The sequence below is a fragment of the Enterococcus cecorum genome, assembly GCF_052119425.1.
Lineage (GTDB): Bacteria > Bacillota > Bacilli > Lactobacillales > Enterococcaceae > Enterococcus_E > Enterococcus_E cecorum_C.
Genome location: NZ_JBQKFH010000012.1, coordinates 1 through 17,319, shown reverse-complemented (window position 1 = coordinate 17,319; position 17,319 = coordinate 1). Strand labels below are relative to the sequence as shown.

Sequence of the window (17,319 nt, the reverse complement as noted above, 5' to 3'; positions counted from 1 at the left end):
CTAAAAATATCCGTATAAGCAAAAAAAGAACCTTGATAAATCAAGGTTCTTCGTCTATTTTTACATCATACCGCCCATCATAGAAGGATCCATCGCAGGTGCTTGAGGTGCAGCTGGTTCTGGTTTATCAGCAACTACTGCTTCTGTTGTTAATAATAAAGCGGCCACACTAGCAGCATTTTGTAAAGCTGAACGAGTCACTTTTGTTGGATCCACAATACCAGCTTCAAGCATATTTACCCATTCACCAGTAGCAGCATTGAAACCAACACCTAGTTTTTCTTTCTTCAAACGATCAACGATAACTGAGCCTTCATAGCCAGCATTTTCAGCAATTTGACGAACTGGTTCTTCTAAAGCACGTAATACAATACGGACACCAGTTGCAACATCGCCTGTTTCTTTACTTTCAGCTTCAGCAACCTTATTGATTACATTCACTAAGGCAGTACCCCCACCAGAGACCATACCTTCTTCAACTGCCGCACGAGTCGCATTCAATGCATCTTCAATACGTAATTTCATTTCTTTTAATTCTGTTTCAGTAGGCGCACCAACTTTAATCACAGCAACTCCGCCAGCTAATTTTGCTAAACGTTCTTGTAATTTTTCACGATCAAAATCAGAAGTTGTTTCAGCAATTTGACCTTTAATAATTTGAACACGAGCGGCAATGTTTTCTGAATCGCCAGCACCTTCAACAATCGTCGTAGTATCTTTGTTTACTACCACTTTGCTTGCTTGACCTAAGCTTTGTAATGTAGCATCTTTTAATTCTAAGCCTAAATCTTCAGTAATCACTGTACCACCAGTTAAAATAGCAATATCTTCTAACATTGCTTTACGACGATCACCAAATCCAGGTGCTTTGACAGCAACTACATTGAAAGTACCACGGATTTTATTTAACACTAATGTAGGAAGGGCTTCACCATCTACATCATCCGCAATAATTAATAATGGTTTAGATTGTTGTAGGATTTGTTCTAATAATGGTAAGATTTCTTGAATGTTTGAAATCTTCTTATCAGTAATTAAGATATATGGATTTTCTAAAACAGCTTCCATTTTATCATTATCAGTAACCATGTATTGTGATAGATAGCCACGATCAAATTGCATTCCTTCAACTACTTCAAGTTCAGTTTCGATACCTTTTGATTCTTCAATAGTAATCACACCATCATTACCAACTTTTTCCATCGCATCGGCAATATAGTTACCTACTTGTTCACTACCTGAAGATACTGCACCTACTTGGGCAATTGCTTCTTTAGAGTCAACAATAGCTGAAATATTGTGTAATTCTTCAACCGCTGCTTTAGTTGCTAATTCAATCCCACGACGAATACCTAATGGGTTGGCACCCGCAGTCACATTTTTCAAACCTTCACGTACGATAGCTTGGGTTAAAACAGTAGCTGTAGTTGTACCGTCACCAGCGATATCATTTGTTTTTGATGCCACTTCAGAAACTAATTTAGCTCCCATGTTTTCAAAATGGTCTTCTAATTCAATTTCTTTAGCAATGGTCACACCATCATTGGTAATTAATGGTGAACCAAATGATTTTTCTAAAACGACATTACGTCCTTTTGGTCCTAATGTTACCTTAACTGTATCCGCTAATTTATCTACCCCACGTAGCATGGCTGCACGTGCGTCTTCTGCAAATTTAATTTCTTTTGCCATTATTTTTCACCTCAATCTTATTCTACAACGGCCATAATATCTTTAGCCGCAACGATTAAATATTCTTTTCCTTCATATTTCACTTCAGAACCAGCATATTTTTCAAACATCACCGTTTCGCCAACTTTTACTGGAACTTCAACTTTTGTACCATCTTTTAATACTTCACCACTACCAACAGCAATGACTGTACCGGTTTGTGGTTTTTCTTTGGCAGCAGAGGCTAATACAATCCCGCCAATTGTTTTTTCTTCTTCTTGTGCAACTTCAATAATTACACGATTTCCTAAAGGTCTTAACACAATGAATCCCTCCAAAAAAGATAAATATCTGGATATTAGCACTCTAAACAGTTGAGTGCTAACTACAAATAATATATTACTCATTTTACGCTCTATTTGCAAGTATTTTGTCCAAAAAACTAAAAAAAGAAGATGCTTGACTATCTAATAATTGAGATAATCAAACATCTTTTATCACTATAGTGTAAAGGGTTCACACGCTGTATCTGGACTTGTGTCATAAATATCAAAAGTCTCGCCAACACCAAAATCATAACGTTTTAAGGTATCTTCCATTGTCATATGGGCTAATTCAACAAGATTATTTTCACGACTTAAATGACCAAGATAGACGCGTTTGGTTTTATCAGTTAAAACATCAGTCATCACTAAAGCACCATCTTCATTAGACAAATGGCCCTTATCTCCTAAGATTCTTTGCTTTAAAGTCCAAGGATAACCGCCCATTCGTAACATTTCTAAATCATGATTACTTTCAATTAAATAAGCATCGGCCCCTTTAATGACTCCTCGGATATGATCGCTGCAATAACCAGTATCTGTCAACATGACAAAAGACTTATTATCCTTATAAAAACGATAAAATTGTGGCGCGGCGGCATCATGTGATACACCAAAGCTTTCAATATCCATATCACCAAAAGTAATCTTTGTACCCATTTCAAAGATTTTTTTCTTTTCAACGGGAATTTTACCCAAGTGTTTATCCATGGCTTTCCAAGTTAGTTCATTCGCGTAGACTTCTAAATCATAACGCCGTGCTAAGACTCCTACCCCTTGAATATGGTCGGAATGTTCATGCGTCACCAAAATAGCATCTAAGTCTGCTGGATTTTTACCGACTTGCTGCATTAAGGATTCGATTTTTTTACCACTTAAACCAGCATCGACTAAAATCTTTTTTTCAGCCGTCTCTAAATATAAGCTATTCCCTGTCGAACCACTAGCTAAAATACTAATTTCAAAAGCTTGTCCTGTTTCCAAAAGTTCACACCTCTTTTATCTAAGGTCATTATACTGTAAAATTTATTTATTTTCTACTTTACGAACTGCAGCATTCGTAATGATACGATTACGAAAAGCATTGACTATTTCGACTTGCTCTTTTTTGTCTTCATGCCGTATTGACACAAACCAAGCAGGTACATAAACATTTTTTCCTCTCACTTGTAGTACCAATGTGTAAGCTAATTTCGACCATAAAATTTCATCATTTTTACTCAATTTATTATTAATATAAAGCGTCGTTAAAGCATCTTCCTCAGAGACTAGCGGCATTTTTTCGCGTAAAGCCGTTAAATTGCTCAAATGCATTTGCTGAATCTTTTCAAGGCGATAATTCTCATCATTTTTCTTTAACGTGAATTTGATTTGAGCAGTAATATCATTTATTGGAATGCCTTCATATTTCTGACAAGCATAAACATCCAAATAGCCATCACTTTGTTGATGAATTTCGTCTTGATAGCGATAATCTTTTCCGAGGATAATCTCTTTCTGATTTGTTAATGTTTCACGAACCAATGTCGGAATCTGTCCTTTTTTATTGACGGATAAATCTTTTTCTGGGGTTAAAGAAAGTAAATTATCTTTCACACTACTTCGCAAAACATCGATATTTTCTAATTTCTTTGTCTTTTTCATATTTTGCAATTCCGTATTTAAATTTGTCTGGGTAGCACTAAGATAATAACCATCCGTATGCTCAGATGAAATTTTGCCCTCATACTTGATTTTATCTTCTTTTAAACGCTGCGTAATTTTGATGGTAGAGGAATTATTGATTGGTGTCTGCTCATTTTGTGATTGTCGATAAATCGAAAACAAGAAAATATCTAAACAAAGGAAAGCGACCAGAAAAATTGCTTCTATTCGTTTGAAATCCATTTTTTAAGCCCCTTTCCCGTTTGATAAAATTTGTACCAATTCATCGTATGGTAGCCATTGATTTTGATAATAAGCAAACCAAGTCGGTGTTAAATCCACCACTCCAGTATCTTGTATTTCCTCCCACAAATAACCAATCGTCATTTCTGGTAATGCTTTGATACCTAAGGATTGCAAATTTTCACAAATGGTTAAAGCACCTGGCAGTGTTTTTGTCTTATCAGAAGGAATTGGAACTTGTAATGTAGTTAAATTCCCACTAATCTCCATATTTCTAGTATTTTCTTGACCTAAATCACTAAAGGAAACTACAATTTTTCCGTTATCATCTTTTCTAAATAATGGATATCCTTCGACAAACGCACGATAAATAATCTTCTTATCTTCACGTTGAAAGAAACGCAATTGTCCTAGGTTCGTTCCTAAGCGAGAGACATAATCCGCACTTACACGATACATATTCTGATTATGAAAATCCACTTGATTCGCACGAAAATGCACCATTTGATCATTCAATGAAATAGACAGCATATCGCCTTGATGATTACTTAAGACCAAAGCATCATTTGTATCATCATTCACTTTGATATCACGTGTATTTAAAAAGAATGCATCACGAAAAAGTGTATAAGGTTGATCCGTTGAGATATAAGAGTATAACTGTAATTTGATAGGATCTTTACTATAAACTTGTCCGGAAACCATCTTAAATTCACCTTCATGCAATTGAAATTGTTTTTGATGCTTTTTAAGATAGTTTTCAATCTGGGTTAAATCCATTTGTACATGAAATTTGAACACTTGCTGGTCTTCGTGATTAATAAAGACTAGTTGCTTTTGCTTTAAATTCAATCTCATTTCATCAAAATAAATACTTTTTAGTTTCTGTTTATCGTTATTTGACAATCGTAATTGATAAACAGATAAATATTCATTTAAATTCATTTTTGACAAATAATCAAAAGAAACATAATTTTCCTTTGATAAATTTTTTAATAAAGATTCTTCATTTTCATAGGCATAGATTTGTAGACGACGAATTTCTTGATCTTTAAAAAAATGATGTAAAGATAATAAGATACTTGGTGAATTACTTATGTTAATTTGTTTATCATCGTGATATGAAACACTTGTAGGTAAAAATAATTCCTCTTTAGAACGAATATCTGTAATTTTTTGACTCATCTCTTGCTCTTGGCTTTCATCATTTCGTTCAGGAGATAACCAAATGAGATATGAAAGATAGAAACTCAAAGCAATCAATGCAACCAAACATAAACGAATCCCACGACTCAAATATTTCAATCCCACCAATCCTCCTCAAACGGTTCATAAGGTAAACTGATATAAAAAGTTGAACCATAATTTTCAACACTCGTAGCCCAGATAGTCCCGCCTAATGCTTTGACCACTTCTTTTGAAATCGCCAATCCCAAACCAGTTCCACCTTGTTTGCGTGCACGAGCTTTATCCACACGATAAAAGCGTTCAAAAATACGTGAAATATCTTTTTTAGGAATTCCTAGCCCTTGGTCGGTAATCGATAATATCACGTTATTATGTGTTTCCATTAAGCGCACAGTTATTTTTCCACCATCTGGAGAATACTTAATCGCATTATTCATAATATTATCAATGACTTGAATCATCCGGTCAGTATCCACTTCAACAAAAAGCGGTCTTTGCGTAAACTCTCGAACAATACGATACTTTTTCTCACTATTTGCAATAATTACGTCAAAACGATCTAAGACAAAGTTCACTAATTCGTTAAAATTAACCATTTCAATATTCAGTTTTAAATTACCATTGTCCATACGAGATAAATCAAGTAAATCATTAATCATCCGAATCATACGGTCGGTTTCATCCAAAGTAATTTTTAAAAAACGTGGCGCCATTTCTTGATCTTGCCAAGCCCCTTCACTTAAAGTCTCAATATAACTTCGCATGCTTGTTAGAGGGGTGCGCAATTCATGAGAAACGTTAGAAACAAATTCACGACGATCACGTTCATTTTGCTCTTGTTCGGTAACATCGTGCATAACGGCAACTAAACCTGAGATAAAACCAGACTCACGCCGAATCATTGAAAACTCAACACGAATAATCTTGTTATCCCCATAATTAGATTCATTTCGCTCAATTAATAACTCTTCTGTACTTTCTAAAATTTTCCGAAGAGTATAATCTTTTTCAATATCTAATAGATTCAATATATTTTGTCCTACTGCTGCCTCTTTAGAAATACCTAATAACGATAATGCCATGTCGTTAATAGTAATGACTTTTCCTCGGCGATCAGTAGCAACGACTCCATCTGACATATGTGATAAGACGCTATTCAAACGGTTTCTTTCAGATTCCATCGCATCTTGCGTTTCTTCTATTTGTTCAGCCAGTTGATTAAAAGTTAAAGCTAATTGACCTAATTCATCTTTTCCATGAACGGTAACTTTCCGACTGTAATCTCCTCTAGCAATTCGTAAAGCTTGTTCTCGCATTTCACCAATTGGTTGGGTAATCGAATGGGCAATTAAAAGCGCAACGACCATCGAAATACCTACTGCTAAAAGTGAGGCAGTGACAAAAATAACCGCAATATTTTTAATTTGCTGATACTGGTCTTCAATATCACTCTTTACATACAGGGCACCTAAAACCGTATCTCCTGTCATTGACTGAATCGGATGGACATTAATAAGTACGCGACTGTGGGTATCTTTATCTGCTACTTTCATACTTTTAATTGTAAAATCATCTAGCTCTTGGTAATCATTCTTCTTACCAATCGCAGACTTACCTGAAACATCGGTCGTAGCTAAAACAATGCCTTTTTCATCCACCACACGCATCTCAATCATTTCACTCGTACTACTATTATCTAATAGCCGCTGAATATTTGCTTGAATCGTTTCATCATCCGCTTGATCTCGATCTAGCTCCGAAGATAGTGTGTTTGCCAAGGCAGCCACTTGGGTATCCATCCCTTTGGTAAAATTATCGACAATTGATTTTTCTAATCCGCGAATAAAATATGCCCCGATTATCTCGATTGAAATAAGTAAAATCAAGATAAATGTCAGGGCAATCTTAAAGTTCACCGATTGAAAAAAGCGAACTCTTTCTCTCATAAACTACTCCTGTTCTGGATTACGTAAAAAATAGCCAACCCCGCGACGAGTCACTAAGTAATTTGGATGACTAGGTTTATCTTCAATCTTTTCACGTAAACGACGGACAGTCACATCCACGGTCCGCACATCTCCAAAATAGTCATAACCCCAAACCGTTTGAAGTAAATGTTCACGTGTCATCACTTGTCCTAAATGTTTTGCAAGGTAGTGTAGTAATTCAAATTCACGATGCGTTAAAATGATTTCTTCTTCTTTTTTGGTAACCATATAAGCATTTGGGTGTATCGTTAATTCACCCACCACTAAGTCTGCGTTTTGGTTTTCTTCTGTTTCTTTAGCAACTTGACCACCACGACGCAAATTGGCTTTCACCCGGGCTACCAGTTCACGATTAGAAAATGGCTTGGTCACATAATCATCCGCTCCAATTTCAAGTCCTAACACTTTATCAATTTCAGAGTCCTTCGCAGTAACCATAATAATTGGCATATCATAATTTTTACGGACCTCTTTTGCAACTTCTAAGCCATCAATTTTTGGTAACATTAAATCTAGCAAAATTAAATCAGGATGAATTTCTTCTACTTTTTGTAAAGCTTCTTCACCATCATAAGCACTAAACACTTCATAGCCTTCTTTTGCTAAATTAAATTTAACGATATCAGAAATTGGCTTCTCATCATCAACGACTAAAATCTTTTTCATCTAGTTTCACCTCTATATTTAAACAGTTATTATTTTATCTTGTTGAATATATAAACCTATTGAACATCTCAAAGATTATTATAGCCTATTTTGCAAAGAGTTTCATTAAAAGCAATGGGTTTATTTCTATTTTTAACATATTTTTTCACTAATTAGTAATAAAAAAAATCTATCTAGTAAAATACCAGATAGATTTATCGTAATATAATGGGTTGTGAGGGGCTCGAACCCGCGACCCGCTGATTAAGAGTCAGCTGCTCTACCAACTGAGCTAACAACCCGTATCGATTACTTTTACATATTAGCACTCCATTAAATAAAAATCAAGAGTTATATAAAACTTTTTTTCTATTTTTTTGTATTTTTTTCTTCGTGACAAGATTATTTAGATATGCTAAAATATATCTAGTCTTAGAAACTAGATAAAGTGATTAATATAATTAATTTTTGTATTATAGATATTGGAGTGATATTGATGGATGAATTAAAAAATGAACTTGCCTTATGGGGAGAGTCTTTGAGAGATTTCCACCTACCAAGATGGCAAGAATTACCCGATTTAGATCTTTATATGGACCAAGTCATCCAACTGGTAGATCAATACCTGATGCCCGTCATTCAAACAGAAAAGCACCCATTGCTAACACCTGCAATGGTCAATAATTATGTTAAAAAAGGATTGATTCCAGCACCTATCAAAAAAAGATATCAACGAAAACACTTAGCTTTTTTAATCGCAATTACCTTATTGAAACAAGTCATTACGATTCCAGAAGTAAAAAGTGGCATCTTATTTCAAGGAAAAGTTAGTGGAATCAGGGAAGCTTATGATTTATTTTGCGATGAACAGGAAAAATCCATTCAATTTATTATTAATCAAGCGCAATTAAGTACAATGAATTTGGCTATTCCGATTGAACTAGATAGAATCGCAGTACAGGCGGCTACTAGAGCTTTTGCAAATAAATTACTCGCTGAAAAAATGATTATCCTTCAAGAAAAATATATATTAACAGGAGAAGAAAAATATGAACAATAAAAAGATTGCCTTAGTGATTGATTCTGGCTGCGATGTGCCAATGGATATTGTAACTGACAAATCAATGTATATGTTACCTTTACAAATTATTTATTCGAATCAAACCTATATTGATAAAATAGATATCACTCCTCAAGAAGTTTATGACCGCTTTAAAGAAGAAATTCCAAAAACTTCTTTACCAAGTATGCAAACGATTCATGAAGTCTTTGAGCAAGTAAAGCAAGACGGTTATCAACAAGTGATTGCTGTTACGATTTCTAGTGGTTTAAGTGGTACTTTTAATGCCGTTCGTTTAGTGAGTGAAGAATATCCGGAGTTAGACACCTTTGTACTTGATACGAAAAATATTGGAATTGCTGCCGGACTTCAAGCGATTCGGGCTGCAGAATATATCGAACTTGGTCTAGATTTTCAAACTATTCAACAAAAACTTGCAGAAGAAGTCTATAAAAACCGAATCTACTTTAATGTAGCTACACTCGAATATTTACAAAAAGGTGGCCGGATTGGCTTAGTTGCTTCAATCGTCGGTAATATGCTGAAGTTAAATCCTACCATTTCTTGTAATGAAGATGGAATCTATTACACAGTAGCCAAGTCTCGTGGACGCAAAAAAAGCTTAGAAACAACCTTAAAATTAACAGCAGAATTTTTAAAGGATGCAAAAAGTTATCGTCTCGCTGTGGCACATGGCGATGCTTATGAAGAAGGACAATGGTTAAAAGAGGAATTAGCAAAGAGATTACCTCATGCAACAGAAATTCTATTTGGAGATATTTCGCCTGCATTAGTTGTTCACACAGGACCGGGGCTGCTTGGATTAGGCAGTCAAATTTTAGATAATTAATCTCAAAAAAGCAGCCTTCCAAACTATTTTGGGAGACTGCTTTTTTTAAAATGTTTAAATATTTAACAATTATTTAGTCGATTGGTCAGTTGATTTTAGCGAATGTTTGACGGCACATTCACTCTCACAATGATCACAATGCCCTTTTGTTTGAAATTGCCGATAAAAAATACGCACAACAGCAACCAAAATCAAGACAGATAAAATGAAAGTCGGTAAATTCATCCTTTATGCACCACCATTTCTTTTGCAAAGTTGAGTTTGTTTTGATGATTTGGTTTAATCAGTAAATAGACAAAATAAGCTGCAGCCATTAATGAAAGACAAGTCCAAACGTTTAAACTTCCGCCTTCAAAGAACAAATGACCAAACTGATAAATCATCATACTGATCACATAAGCAAACCCACATTGATAGAAAATGGCTAGCCACGTCCACTTTACACTCGCCATTTCCCGATGAATCGCCCCAATTGCCGCAAAACAGGGTGCACAAAGTAAATTAAAAGTTAAGAACGCATAGGCAGAAACAGCCGTAAAATCTAAATGCATGGCTTGCCAAAATTCTTTACCGGTTTCAGAGACTTCACTCGCATTTTTATATAAAATACCAAATGTGTTAATGACATTTTCTTTGGCAATTAAACCTGTCATTGAAGCCACGGCCCCTTGCCAATTGCCCCACCCAAGTGGAATAAATAAAGGAGCAAGTAGATGACCAAAACTAGCCAAAATACTTTGATTGGCAGCCACCATTTGTAAGCGGAAATTAAAATTCATTGTAAACCAGATAAGCACACTGGTCGCAAAAATAATCGTTCCTGCTTTTTTCACAAAAGAATGTCCACGTTGCATCATTTGTAAAAAGACATTCTCCATTTGTGGAAAATGATAAGGTGGCAATTCCATAATAAATGGTGTCGCTTCTCCACTAAATAGTTTTGTCTTTTTCAAACTTATTGCCGATAAGATAATCGAAATGATGCTAACAAAATACGCTGATGGCGCGACCCAACTATGATGAGGGAAAAAAGCACCGGCTACTAACCCAATAATTGGCAACTTAGCAGAACATGGCATAAAAGTGGTTACCATAATTGTTAAGCGGCGGTCTTTTTCACTTTCAATGGTTCGTGTCGCCATTACTCCCGGAACCCCACAACCAGTTGATACCAAGATTGGGATAAATGATTTCCCTGAAAGGCCAAAACGACGCAACATTCGGTCCATAACAAAAGCAATTCGAGCCATGTAACCACAATCTTCCAAAATCGCTAAACAGAAAAATAGCACTAATAATTGGGGTAAAAAGCCTAACACCGCTCCGACACCTGCGATAATCCCATCAACAATCAAGCCCTGCATCCAAGGCGCCACTTGCCAACTTTCCAAAATTTTGGTCGTCCAATCAGGAACCCACTGACCAAAAAGTACCTCATTAATCCAATCAGTCCCCATTGTTCCGACAGTTTGAATAGACAAATAGTAAACCGCCCACATCACAAAGGCAAAAATTGGTAATGCTAGGAAGCGATTCGTTACTACTCGATCAATCTTGTCACTAAAACTTAACTCAAAACTCGTATGCTTAACTAGACACAGTGCAGTAATTCGACTAATCGCTTCATAACGCTCATTTATCACAATCGCTTCAGCTGTATCATCAAAAATCTTTTCGGTGATTTCAATGATTTCTGCAATTTCTTTTTGCTCTGCTGGTGTTAACGTTAGTCGGGCATTGACTAATTCATCACGTTCAAAAAGTTTAATCGTCATGAAACGCAAATGTTGTTTAGAAACTTTTCCTTCTATAATATTAGCAATTTCATTAAAGGCTGCTTCCAAACGATCATCATAAGTGACCGTATTGCCAATTTGAGGATTAGCAATCATTTTTTCGCATGCTTTTGTCAATTCTTTCATTCCTTGCTTTTTCAATGCGCTCATCGCAACAGCTGGTAGCCCTAAAGCATAACTTAATTTTTCAATATTCAGTTTTTGGCCCGATTTTTTGACAATATCCATCATATTTAAGCCTAAAATCATCGGTAACCCGAATTCCATCAATTGCAAGGTAAGATATAAATTGCGCTCTAAATTGGAAGCATCAATAATATTAATAATGCCACTTGCATCATTCGTATATAGATAATCTCTAGCAACGACTTCTTCAGGTGAATAAGAAGATAAAGAATAAATTCCTGGCAAGTCTTGAATACAGATAGTTTTATTTTGCTTTAACAATCCTGATTTACGTTCGACTGTCACCCCGGGCCAGTTTCCCACAGATTGATTAGAACCAGTTAAAACATTAAAAGTACTCGTCTTACCACTATTCGGATTTCCTACTAAGGCAATCTGTTTATTCATCCGCACTCACCTGTCTTTCCACCAAAATTAATGTTGCTTCAGCTTTTCGCAAACTTAAATTATAGCCACGTAAAACCACTTCTATCGGATCTCCCAAAGGCGCAACTTTGCGTACTAAGATTTCTACATTTTTCGTCACACCCATATCCATCAAGCGGCGTTTTACTGCACCTTCTCCATGGATGCTAATCACTTTCACGCGTTCACCGATTTTCACTTCATCTAAAGGAATCCACTGCACATGTGTCTTTTTTTCGGTAATTTCAATTTGTGATAATATTTCCGTGGCCAATGCTAAGCGCGAATTTTTCAATACAATGACGCCACTTTCTTTTGATAATTGAATCAAGACGACTTCACTTTTAGGAACAATACCTAAATCTTGTAGACGCTTGGTTACTTTTTCATCCGTTTTAATCTTTGAAATTTCATATATCTGATGCATGTTTGCTTGTAATATATTCATTTTGTTACCTAATTTCATTTCTATTTTTGCAATTGAGAATCATTATCAATAGGATACGCCAAAAACATTGAAATGTCAATGATTTGTGCTTTGTTTCACAAAATAAGAATGATTCTAAATTGCTTCATTACAAAAATCTTGCTTTTAGATAAAATATTTTGTAATATAATCAAGGAATTTGGAAAAGATAATTTTAATCATAGGGAAGTGTTTATTCATGCCAAAAAATCGAATGGAAGCTTTTAGCGATGGTGTGTTAGCAATTATCATTACAATTATGGTACTCGAATTACACACGCCAAAAGACTTTACTTTTGACGCAATCAAAGAAGTTTCCCCTACCTTTTTTGCCTATATTTTAAGTTATTTATATGTAGGTATTTATTGGAATAATCATCATCATTTAATCTCAACTCTAGAGAAAGTCTCTGGTAAAATATTATGGTTAAATTTACATTGGCTATTTTGGATGTCCCTTTTACCCGTTACGACAAGTTGGCTAGGTGCGCATTTATTTAAAACTGCCCCAACATTTATGTATGGCTTTGTTTTATTTATGTGTGCTATTTCTTATTACCTATTGCAAAATGCCATCCTCGATACCCATGAAGAACATTCATTAATTAAACAACTATTTGGACGCGATTTGAAAGCAAAGATTTCCATTGCCTCGTATCTCTTATCTGCTTTACTAGCTTTTGTCGCACCGATTGCAAGTTACGTATTATTATTCTGTATCACATTATTATGGATTATTCCGGATACACTAATTGAGAAAATATATAAATAATTATTACTTTGAATTAGATTGCATCATAGAATAACTAATTTGACTAGACAAGTTTTCTCCCTTATAAACACATAGGGATAACTTGTCTTTTTCTTTTGTCAATAGGATAGGCTAGATTTCCGATAAATGTTTCATATCTTTCTTTTGTTTCATATTTCTTGTGCTTGACAAATTGACACTCCACTATATCTTGTGGATGACTCTTACTTATTTTGTGAATCTGACTATACAATTTTTTGAATATCCACAGTTTAAAATCACAACTTAATATTCTGCAAGAAAAATGAAAACTTAGAATAATAGCCATTGAATTGCTTTCATGAAAATATACAAAACATTCATTTGTATACATTTTTATTGTGAAATACTATCTATTGTGTTTATCCACAAAACTAACCACTATATATTGTGTTTTTATAGTTGACATTTCGTCAAAGAGCATTATACTAATGATATAAAGATTAACGGAGGAAGCAGTCATGAGTATTAAACTATTTTCGAAAAATAATTGTATGCAATGTAAAATGGCAAAACGCTTTTTAACACAAAATCAGATCAGCTTTGAAGAAATCAATATTGACATTCAACCAGAAGCAATTGATTGGCTAAAAGAAAATGGATTTCAAACCGTTCCTGTGGTGACTTCTGACGTAGCTACAATTGTTGGTTTCCGTCCAGATCAATTGAAGTTATTAGCCTAGACAAAATGATTAAAATCATTTATATTCATATGTATAATTGAATGATTTGTATGTTACTAAATAACTACAAATCTTTTTTTATGTTTCATTAAAAAAACAAAAAGGTTGTGAGCGGATGAGTTTAAAAGCACTGAAAGATGTCAGTTACTTTAAATTAAATAATGAAATTAATCGACCAGTGAATGGCCAAATTCCTCTTCAAAAAGATCAAGAAGCACTGCAGGCATTTTTTGAAGAGAATGTAAAACCAAATACGATGACTTTTTCTACTATTAAAGAAAAGTTGGATTATTTAACTACACATGATTACCTTGAAACCGAATTTTTAGCAAAATATGATTTAGCATTTATTGAGAAACTATATACCTATTTATTTGAGCAAAATTTCCGTTTCAAATCATTTATGGCAGCTTATAAGTTTTATTCTCAGTACGCCCTTAAAACCAATGATGGGACCACTTATCTAGAAACTTATGAAGATCGCGTCGCCTTTAATGCCCTTTATTTTGCAGATGGTAATGAAGAATTAGCCTTAGATTTAGCCGATGAAATGATTCATCAACGTTATCAACCTGCAACACCTTCCTTTTTAAATGCCGGTCGTAAACGTCGTGGCGAATTAGTGAGTTGCTTTTTAATCCAAATTACCGATGATATGAACTCTATTGGACGTGGGATTAACTCTGCCTTGCAATTATCACGTATCGGTGGTGGTGTCGGAATTACACTGTCAAACCTACGTGAAGCCGGTGCCCCAATTAAGGGTTATGAAAATGCGGCTAGTGGTGTAATGCCAGTAATGAAATTATTTGAAGATAGTTTTAGTTACTCTAACCAACTTGGTCAACGTCAAGGCGCTGGGGTGGTTTATCTAAATGTCTTCCATCCAGATATTATCCAATTTTTATCAGCTAAAAAAGAAAATGCCGATGAAAAAATTCGCGTCAAGACCCTTTCATTAGGTGTATTGGTGCCTGATAAATTCTATGAGCTGACACGCAAAAATGAAGATATGTATCTATTTAGTCCATATAGTATTGAACGAGAATACGGCGTCCCATTCTCTTATATCGATATTACAAAAGAATATGATAATCTAGTGGCTAATCCTAATATTCGTAAAACCAAGATTAAAGCCCGTGATTTAGAAAATGAAATCTCTAAATTACAGCAAGAATCAGGTTATCCATATGTCGTAAACTTAGATACAGCCAATCGTGCCAATCCAATTGACGGTAAAATTATCATGAGTAATCTATGTTCAGAAATTTTACAAGTTCAACAACCTTCTATTTTAAATGGTAAACAAGAATTTGAGGTTTTAGGTACAGACATTAGCTGTAACTTAGGCTCAACCAATATCGTCAACTTAATGGAAAGTCCTGACTTTGGTAAATCTGTTCGTGTGATGACGCGTGCCTTAACCTACGTCACTGATGCCTCAGATATCGATGTCGTTCCTTCAATTCAAAATGGGAATGCTTTAAGTCATACAATCGGTTTAGGTGCCATGGGCTTACACACCTATTTTGCGAAACATCACATGGCATATGGTTCAAAAGAGTCCATTGAATTTACCGATATTTACTTTATGCTTTTAAATTACTGGACCATTTATGAAAGTATGCAAATTGCCAAAGAACGCAAACAAACTTTCCATAACTTTGAAAAATCAAAATATGCCGATGGTAGCTATTTTGAAAAATATGTAACCGGCCAATTCCAACCAAAATCTGAAAAAGTAAAAGCCTTATTTGAAGGTATCTTTATTCCAGATGGACAAGCTTGGGCTGAATTATCACAACTCGTACAAAAATATGGAATGTATCATCAAAATCGCCTAGCAGTTGCGCCAAATGGTTCAATTTCTTATATTAACGATACCAGTGCGAGCTTACATCCAATTACCCGTTTAATTGAAGAACGTCAAGAAAAGAAAATTGGTAAGATTTATTATCCTGCCCCATTACTTTCTAATGACACAATTAAATATTACACTTCTGCTTATGATATGGATATGCGTAAAGTAATTGATGTATATGCCACTGCGCAACAACATATCGACCAAGGCATGAGTTTAACACTATTTATGCGCTCAGAAATTCCAGCTGGTCTATATGAATGGAAAACGACAACCAAACAAACAACACGTGATTTAAATATTTTACGTCATTATGCTTTCCATAAAGGAATTAAATCAATTTATTATATCCGTACTTTCACAGATGACGCAGAAGAAATCGGTAGTAACCAATGTGAAAGTTGTGTCATCTAAAAAGGAGTGAAGAAAATGGCAGAAACTTATTATGCAGCGATTAACTGGAATGAAATTGAAGACATTATCGATAAATCGACTTGGGAAAAATTAACAGAACAATTCTGGCTAGATACACGTATTCCTTTATCCAACGACTTAGATGACTGGCGTGGACTTTCTGAATTAGAAAAGACAACAGTAGGCCATGTATTTGGTGGGTTGACCCTTTTAGATACAGTCCAATCAGAAAGCGGCATGGAGCACTTGCGCAAAGATGCTCGTACCCCACACGAAGAAGCCGTGTTGAATAATATTCAGTTTATGGAATCTGTACACGCGAAAAGCTACTCTTCTATTTTTAGTACTTTGAATACCAAGTCTGAAATTGAAGAAATATTCGAATGGACAAATACGAATCCCTATTTACAAAAAAAAGCCGAACGCATTAATGAAATCTATAAAAATGGCACGGCGCTAGAAAAGAAAGTAGCCAGCGTCTTTTTGGAAACTTTCCTTTTCTATTCAGGTTTTTATACACCACTTTACTACTTAGGAAACAATAAATTAGCAAACGTAGCGGAAATTATTAAATTAATTATCCGTGATGAGTCCGTACATGGCACTTATATCGGCTATAAATTCCAATTAGGTTTTAATGAATTATCTGCTGAAGAACAAGAACGCTTACGTGATTGGATGTATGATTTACTTTATGAATTATACGAAAACGAAGAACGCTATACAGAAGAACTTTATGATGAATTAGGCTGGACAGACGAGGTCAAAACTTTCCTACGTTATAATGCCAATAAAGCATTGATGAACTTAGGACAAGATCCACTCTTCCCAGATACGGCAAATGATGTCAATCCAATCGTTATGAATGGTATCTCAACAGGTACAAGTAATCATGATTTCTTCTCGCAAGTCGGCAATGGTTATCTTTTAGGTACTGTCGAAGCAATGAAAGACGAAGATTATCTCATCGGTATGTAAAAAAAAATAGACAGCTTTGTACCGACCCCCAAAAGTTAGACCATAAAATCTAACAATTGGAGGTCGGTATTTTTATGGCTAAATACAGTTATGAACTAAAAAAGAAAGTTGTTAATGCATACTTAGCT

Annotated in this window: 16 protein-coding genes and 1 tRNA gene; 6 read left to right on the top strand and 11 right to left on the bottom strand. The window is 34.9% G+C overall.

What is annotated here, in order from left to right:
- Nucleotides 1-60: 60 nt before the first annotated feature.
- The 8 genes from groL to ACTQZM_RS04380 all read right to left on the bottom strand — a co-directional run bounded on the left by groL (nucleotide 61) and on the right by ACTQZM_RS04380 (nucleotide 8,004).
- Entirely contained in the window at nucleotides 61-1,692 is a 1,632-nt protein-coding gene (gene groL / locus ACTQZM_RS04415) for a chaperonin GroEL (RefSeq protein ID WP_016251740.1), read from the bottom strand.
- 17 nt (nucleotides 1,693-1,709) lie between these two features.
- Entirely contained in the window at nucleotides 1,710-1,994 is a 285-nt protein-coding gene (gene groES / locus ACTQZM_RS04410; protein ID WP_016251739.1) for a co-chaperone GroES, read from the bottom strand.
- 177 nt (nucleotides 1,995-2,171) lie between these two features.
- Nucleotides 2,172-2,978 carry an MBL fold metallo-hydrolase gene (locus tag ACTQZM_RS04405; protein WP_441653020.1) on the bottom strand — a complete coding sequence of 269 codons (807 nt, stop codon included), beginning with the start codon at nucleotides 2,976-2,978 and terminating at the stop codon, nucleotides 2,172-2,174.
- Between the two features lie 42 nt (nucleotides 2,979-3,020).
- On the bottom strand, nucleotides 3,021-3,881 hold the full coding sequence (locus ACTQZM_RS04400) for a two-component system regulatory protein YycI (RefSeq protein ID WP_113783804.1): 861 nt from the start codon (nucleotides 3,879-3,881) through the stop codon (nucleotides 3,021-3,023).
- Between the two features lie 3 nt (nucleotides 3,882-3,884).
- Nucleotides 3,885-5,192 carry a YycH family regulatory protein gene (locus ACTQZM_RS04395; protein WP_441653019.1) on the bottom strand — a complete coding sequence of 436 codons (1,308 nt, stop codon included), beginning with the start codon at nucleotides 5,190-5,192 and terminating at the stop codon, nucleotides 3,885-3,887.
- On the bottom strand, nucleotides 5,183-7,015 hold the full coding sequence (gene walK, locus ACTQZM_RS04390; RefSeq protein ID WP_441653018.1) for a cell wall metabolism sensor histidine kinase WalK: 1,833 nt from the start codon (nucleotides 7,013-7,015) through the stop codon (nucleotides 5,183-5,185). The genes ACTQZM_RS04395 and walK overlap by 10 nt, the downstream gene beginning before the upstream one ends.
- A gap of 3 nt (nucleotides 7,016-7,018) precedes the next feature.
- Nucleotides 7,019-7,723, bottom strand: coding sequence for a response regulator YycF (yycF, locus tag ACTQZM_RS04385; protein ID WP_016251734.1), 705 nt, complete (start codon nucleotides 7,721-7,723; stop codon nucleotides 7,019-7,021).
- A gap of 208 nt (nucleotides 7,724-7,931) precedes the next feature.
- Nucleotides 7,932-8,004 (bottom strand) — tRNA-Lys (locus ACTQZM_RS04380).
- A 194-nt stretch (nucleotides 8,005-8,198) separates the two neighbouring features.
- Between ACTQZM_RS04380 and ACTQZM_RS04375 the strand changes: the two genes are divergently transcribed.
- Together ACTQZM_RS04375 and ACTQZM_RS04370 are read left to right on the top strand one after the other, a co-directional pair.
- On the top strand, nucleotides 8,199-8,762 hold the full coding sequence (locus ACTQZM_RS04375; protein WP_171301734.1) for a DUF1836 domain-containing protein: 564 nt from the start codon (nucleotides 8,199-8,201) through the stop codon (nucleotides 8,760-8,762).
- A complete protein-coding gene (locus ACTQZM_RS04370; protein ID WP_441653017.1) occupies nucleotides 8,752-9,612 on the top strand; it encodes a DegV family protein in 861 nt (286 codons plus the stop codon). The genes ACTQZM_RS04375 and ACTQZM_RS04370 overlap by 11 nt, the downstream gene beginning before the upstream one ends.
- 69 nt (nucleotides 9,613-9,681) lie before the next feature.
- On the opposite strand, the gene ACTQZM_RS04365 is transcribed toward ACTQZM_RS04370, so the two are convergent.
- Genes ACTQZM_RS04365 through ACTQZM_RS04355 form a run of 3 tightly spaced genes read right to left on the bottom strand, consistent with a single transcriptional unit; the run spans nucleotide 9,682 to nucleotide 12,447 of the window.
- Nucleotides 9,682-9,837 (bottom strand): FeoB-associated Cys-rich membrane protein, encoded by a 156-nt coding sequence (locus ACTQZM_RS04365; RefSeq protein WP_441653016.1) that lies wholly within the window; start codon nucleotides 9,835-9,837, stop codon nucleotides 9,682-9,684.
- On the bottom strand, nucleotides 9,834-11,981 hold the full coding sequence (feoB, locus tag ACTQZM_RS04360; protein ID WP_441653015.1) for a ferrous iron transport protein B: 2,148 nt from the start codon (nucleotides 11,979-11,981) through the stop codon (nucleotides 9,834-9,836). Before feoB ends, ACTQZM_RS04365 begins: the two co-directional genes overlap by 4 nt.
- Entirely contained in the window at nucleotides 11,974-12,447 is a 474-nt protein-coding gene (locus tag ACTQZM_RS04355; RefSeq protein ID WP_441653014.1) for a FeoA family protein, read from the bottom strand. Before ACTQZM_RS04355 ends, feoB begins: the two co-directional genes overlap by 8 nt.
- Nucleotides 12,448-12,664: 217 nt before the next feature.
- On the opposite strand from ACTQZM_RS04355, the gene ACTQZM_RS04350 reads away from it, so the two are divergent.
- The 4 genes from ACTQZM_RS04350 (at nucleotide 12,665) to nrdF (ending at nucleotide 17,191) form a co-directional block, all read left to right on the top strand.
- Nucleotides 12,665-13,237: a TMEM175 family protein gene (locus ACTQZM_RS04350; protein WP_441653013.1), complete on the top strand. Its 573-nt coding sequence runs from the start codon at nucleotides 12,665-12,667 to the stop codon at nucleotides 13,235-13,237.
- A gap of 479 nt (nucleotides 13,238-13,716) precedes the next feature.
- Complete coding sequence (nrdH, locus tag ACTQZM_RS04345) at nucleotides 13,717-13,938, top strand: glutaredoxin-like protein NrdH (protein ID WP_016251727.1); 222 nt, start codon at nucleotides 13,717-13,719, stop codon at nucleotides 13,936-13,938.
- 115 nt (nucleotides 13,939-14,053) lie between these two features.
- Nucleotides 14,054-16,213 (top strand): class 1b ribonucleoside-diphosphate reductase subunit alpha, encoded by a 2,160-nt coding sequence (gene nrdE / locus ACTQZM_RS04340; protein WP_441653012.1) that lies wholly within the window; start codon nucleotides 14,054-14,056, stop codon nucleotides 16,211-16,213.
- A gap of 15 nt (nucleotides 16,214-16,228) precedes the next feature.
- A complete protein-coding gene (gene nrdF, locus ACTQZM_RS04335) occupies nucleotides 16,229-17,191 on the top strand; it encodes a class 1b ribonucleoside-diphosphate reductase subunit beta (RefSeq protein WP_441653011.1) in 963 nt (320 codons plus the stop codon).
- Nucleotides 17,192-17,319: the final 128 nt, after the last annotated feature.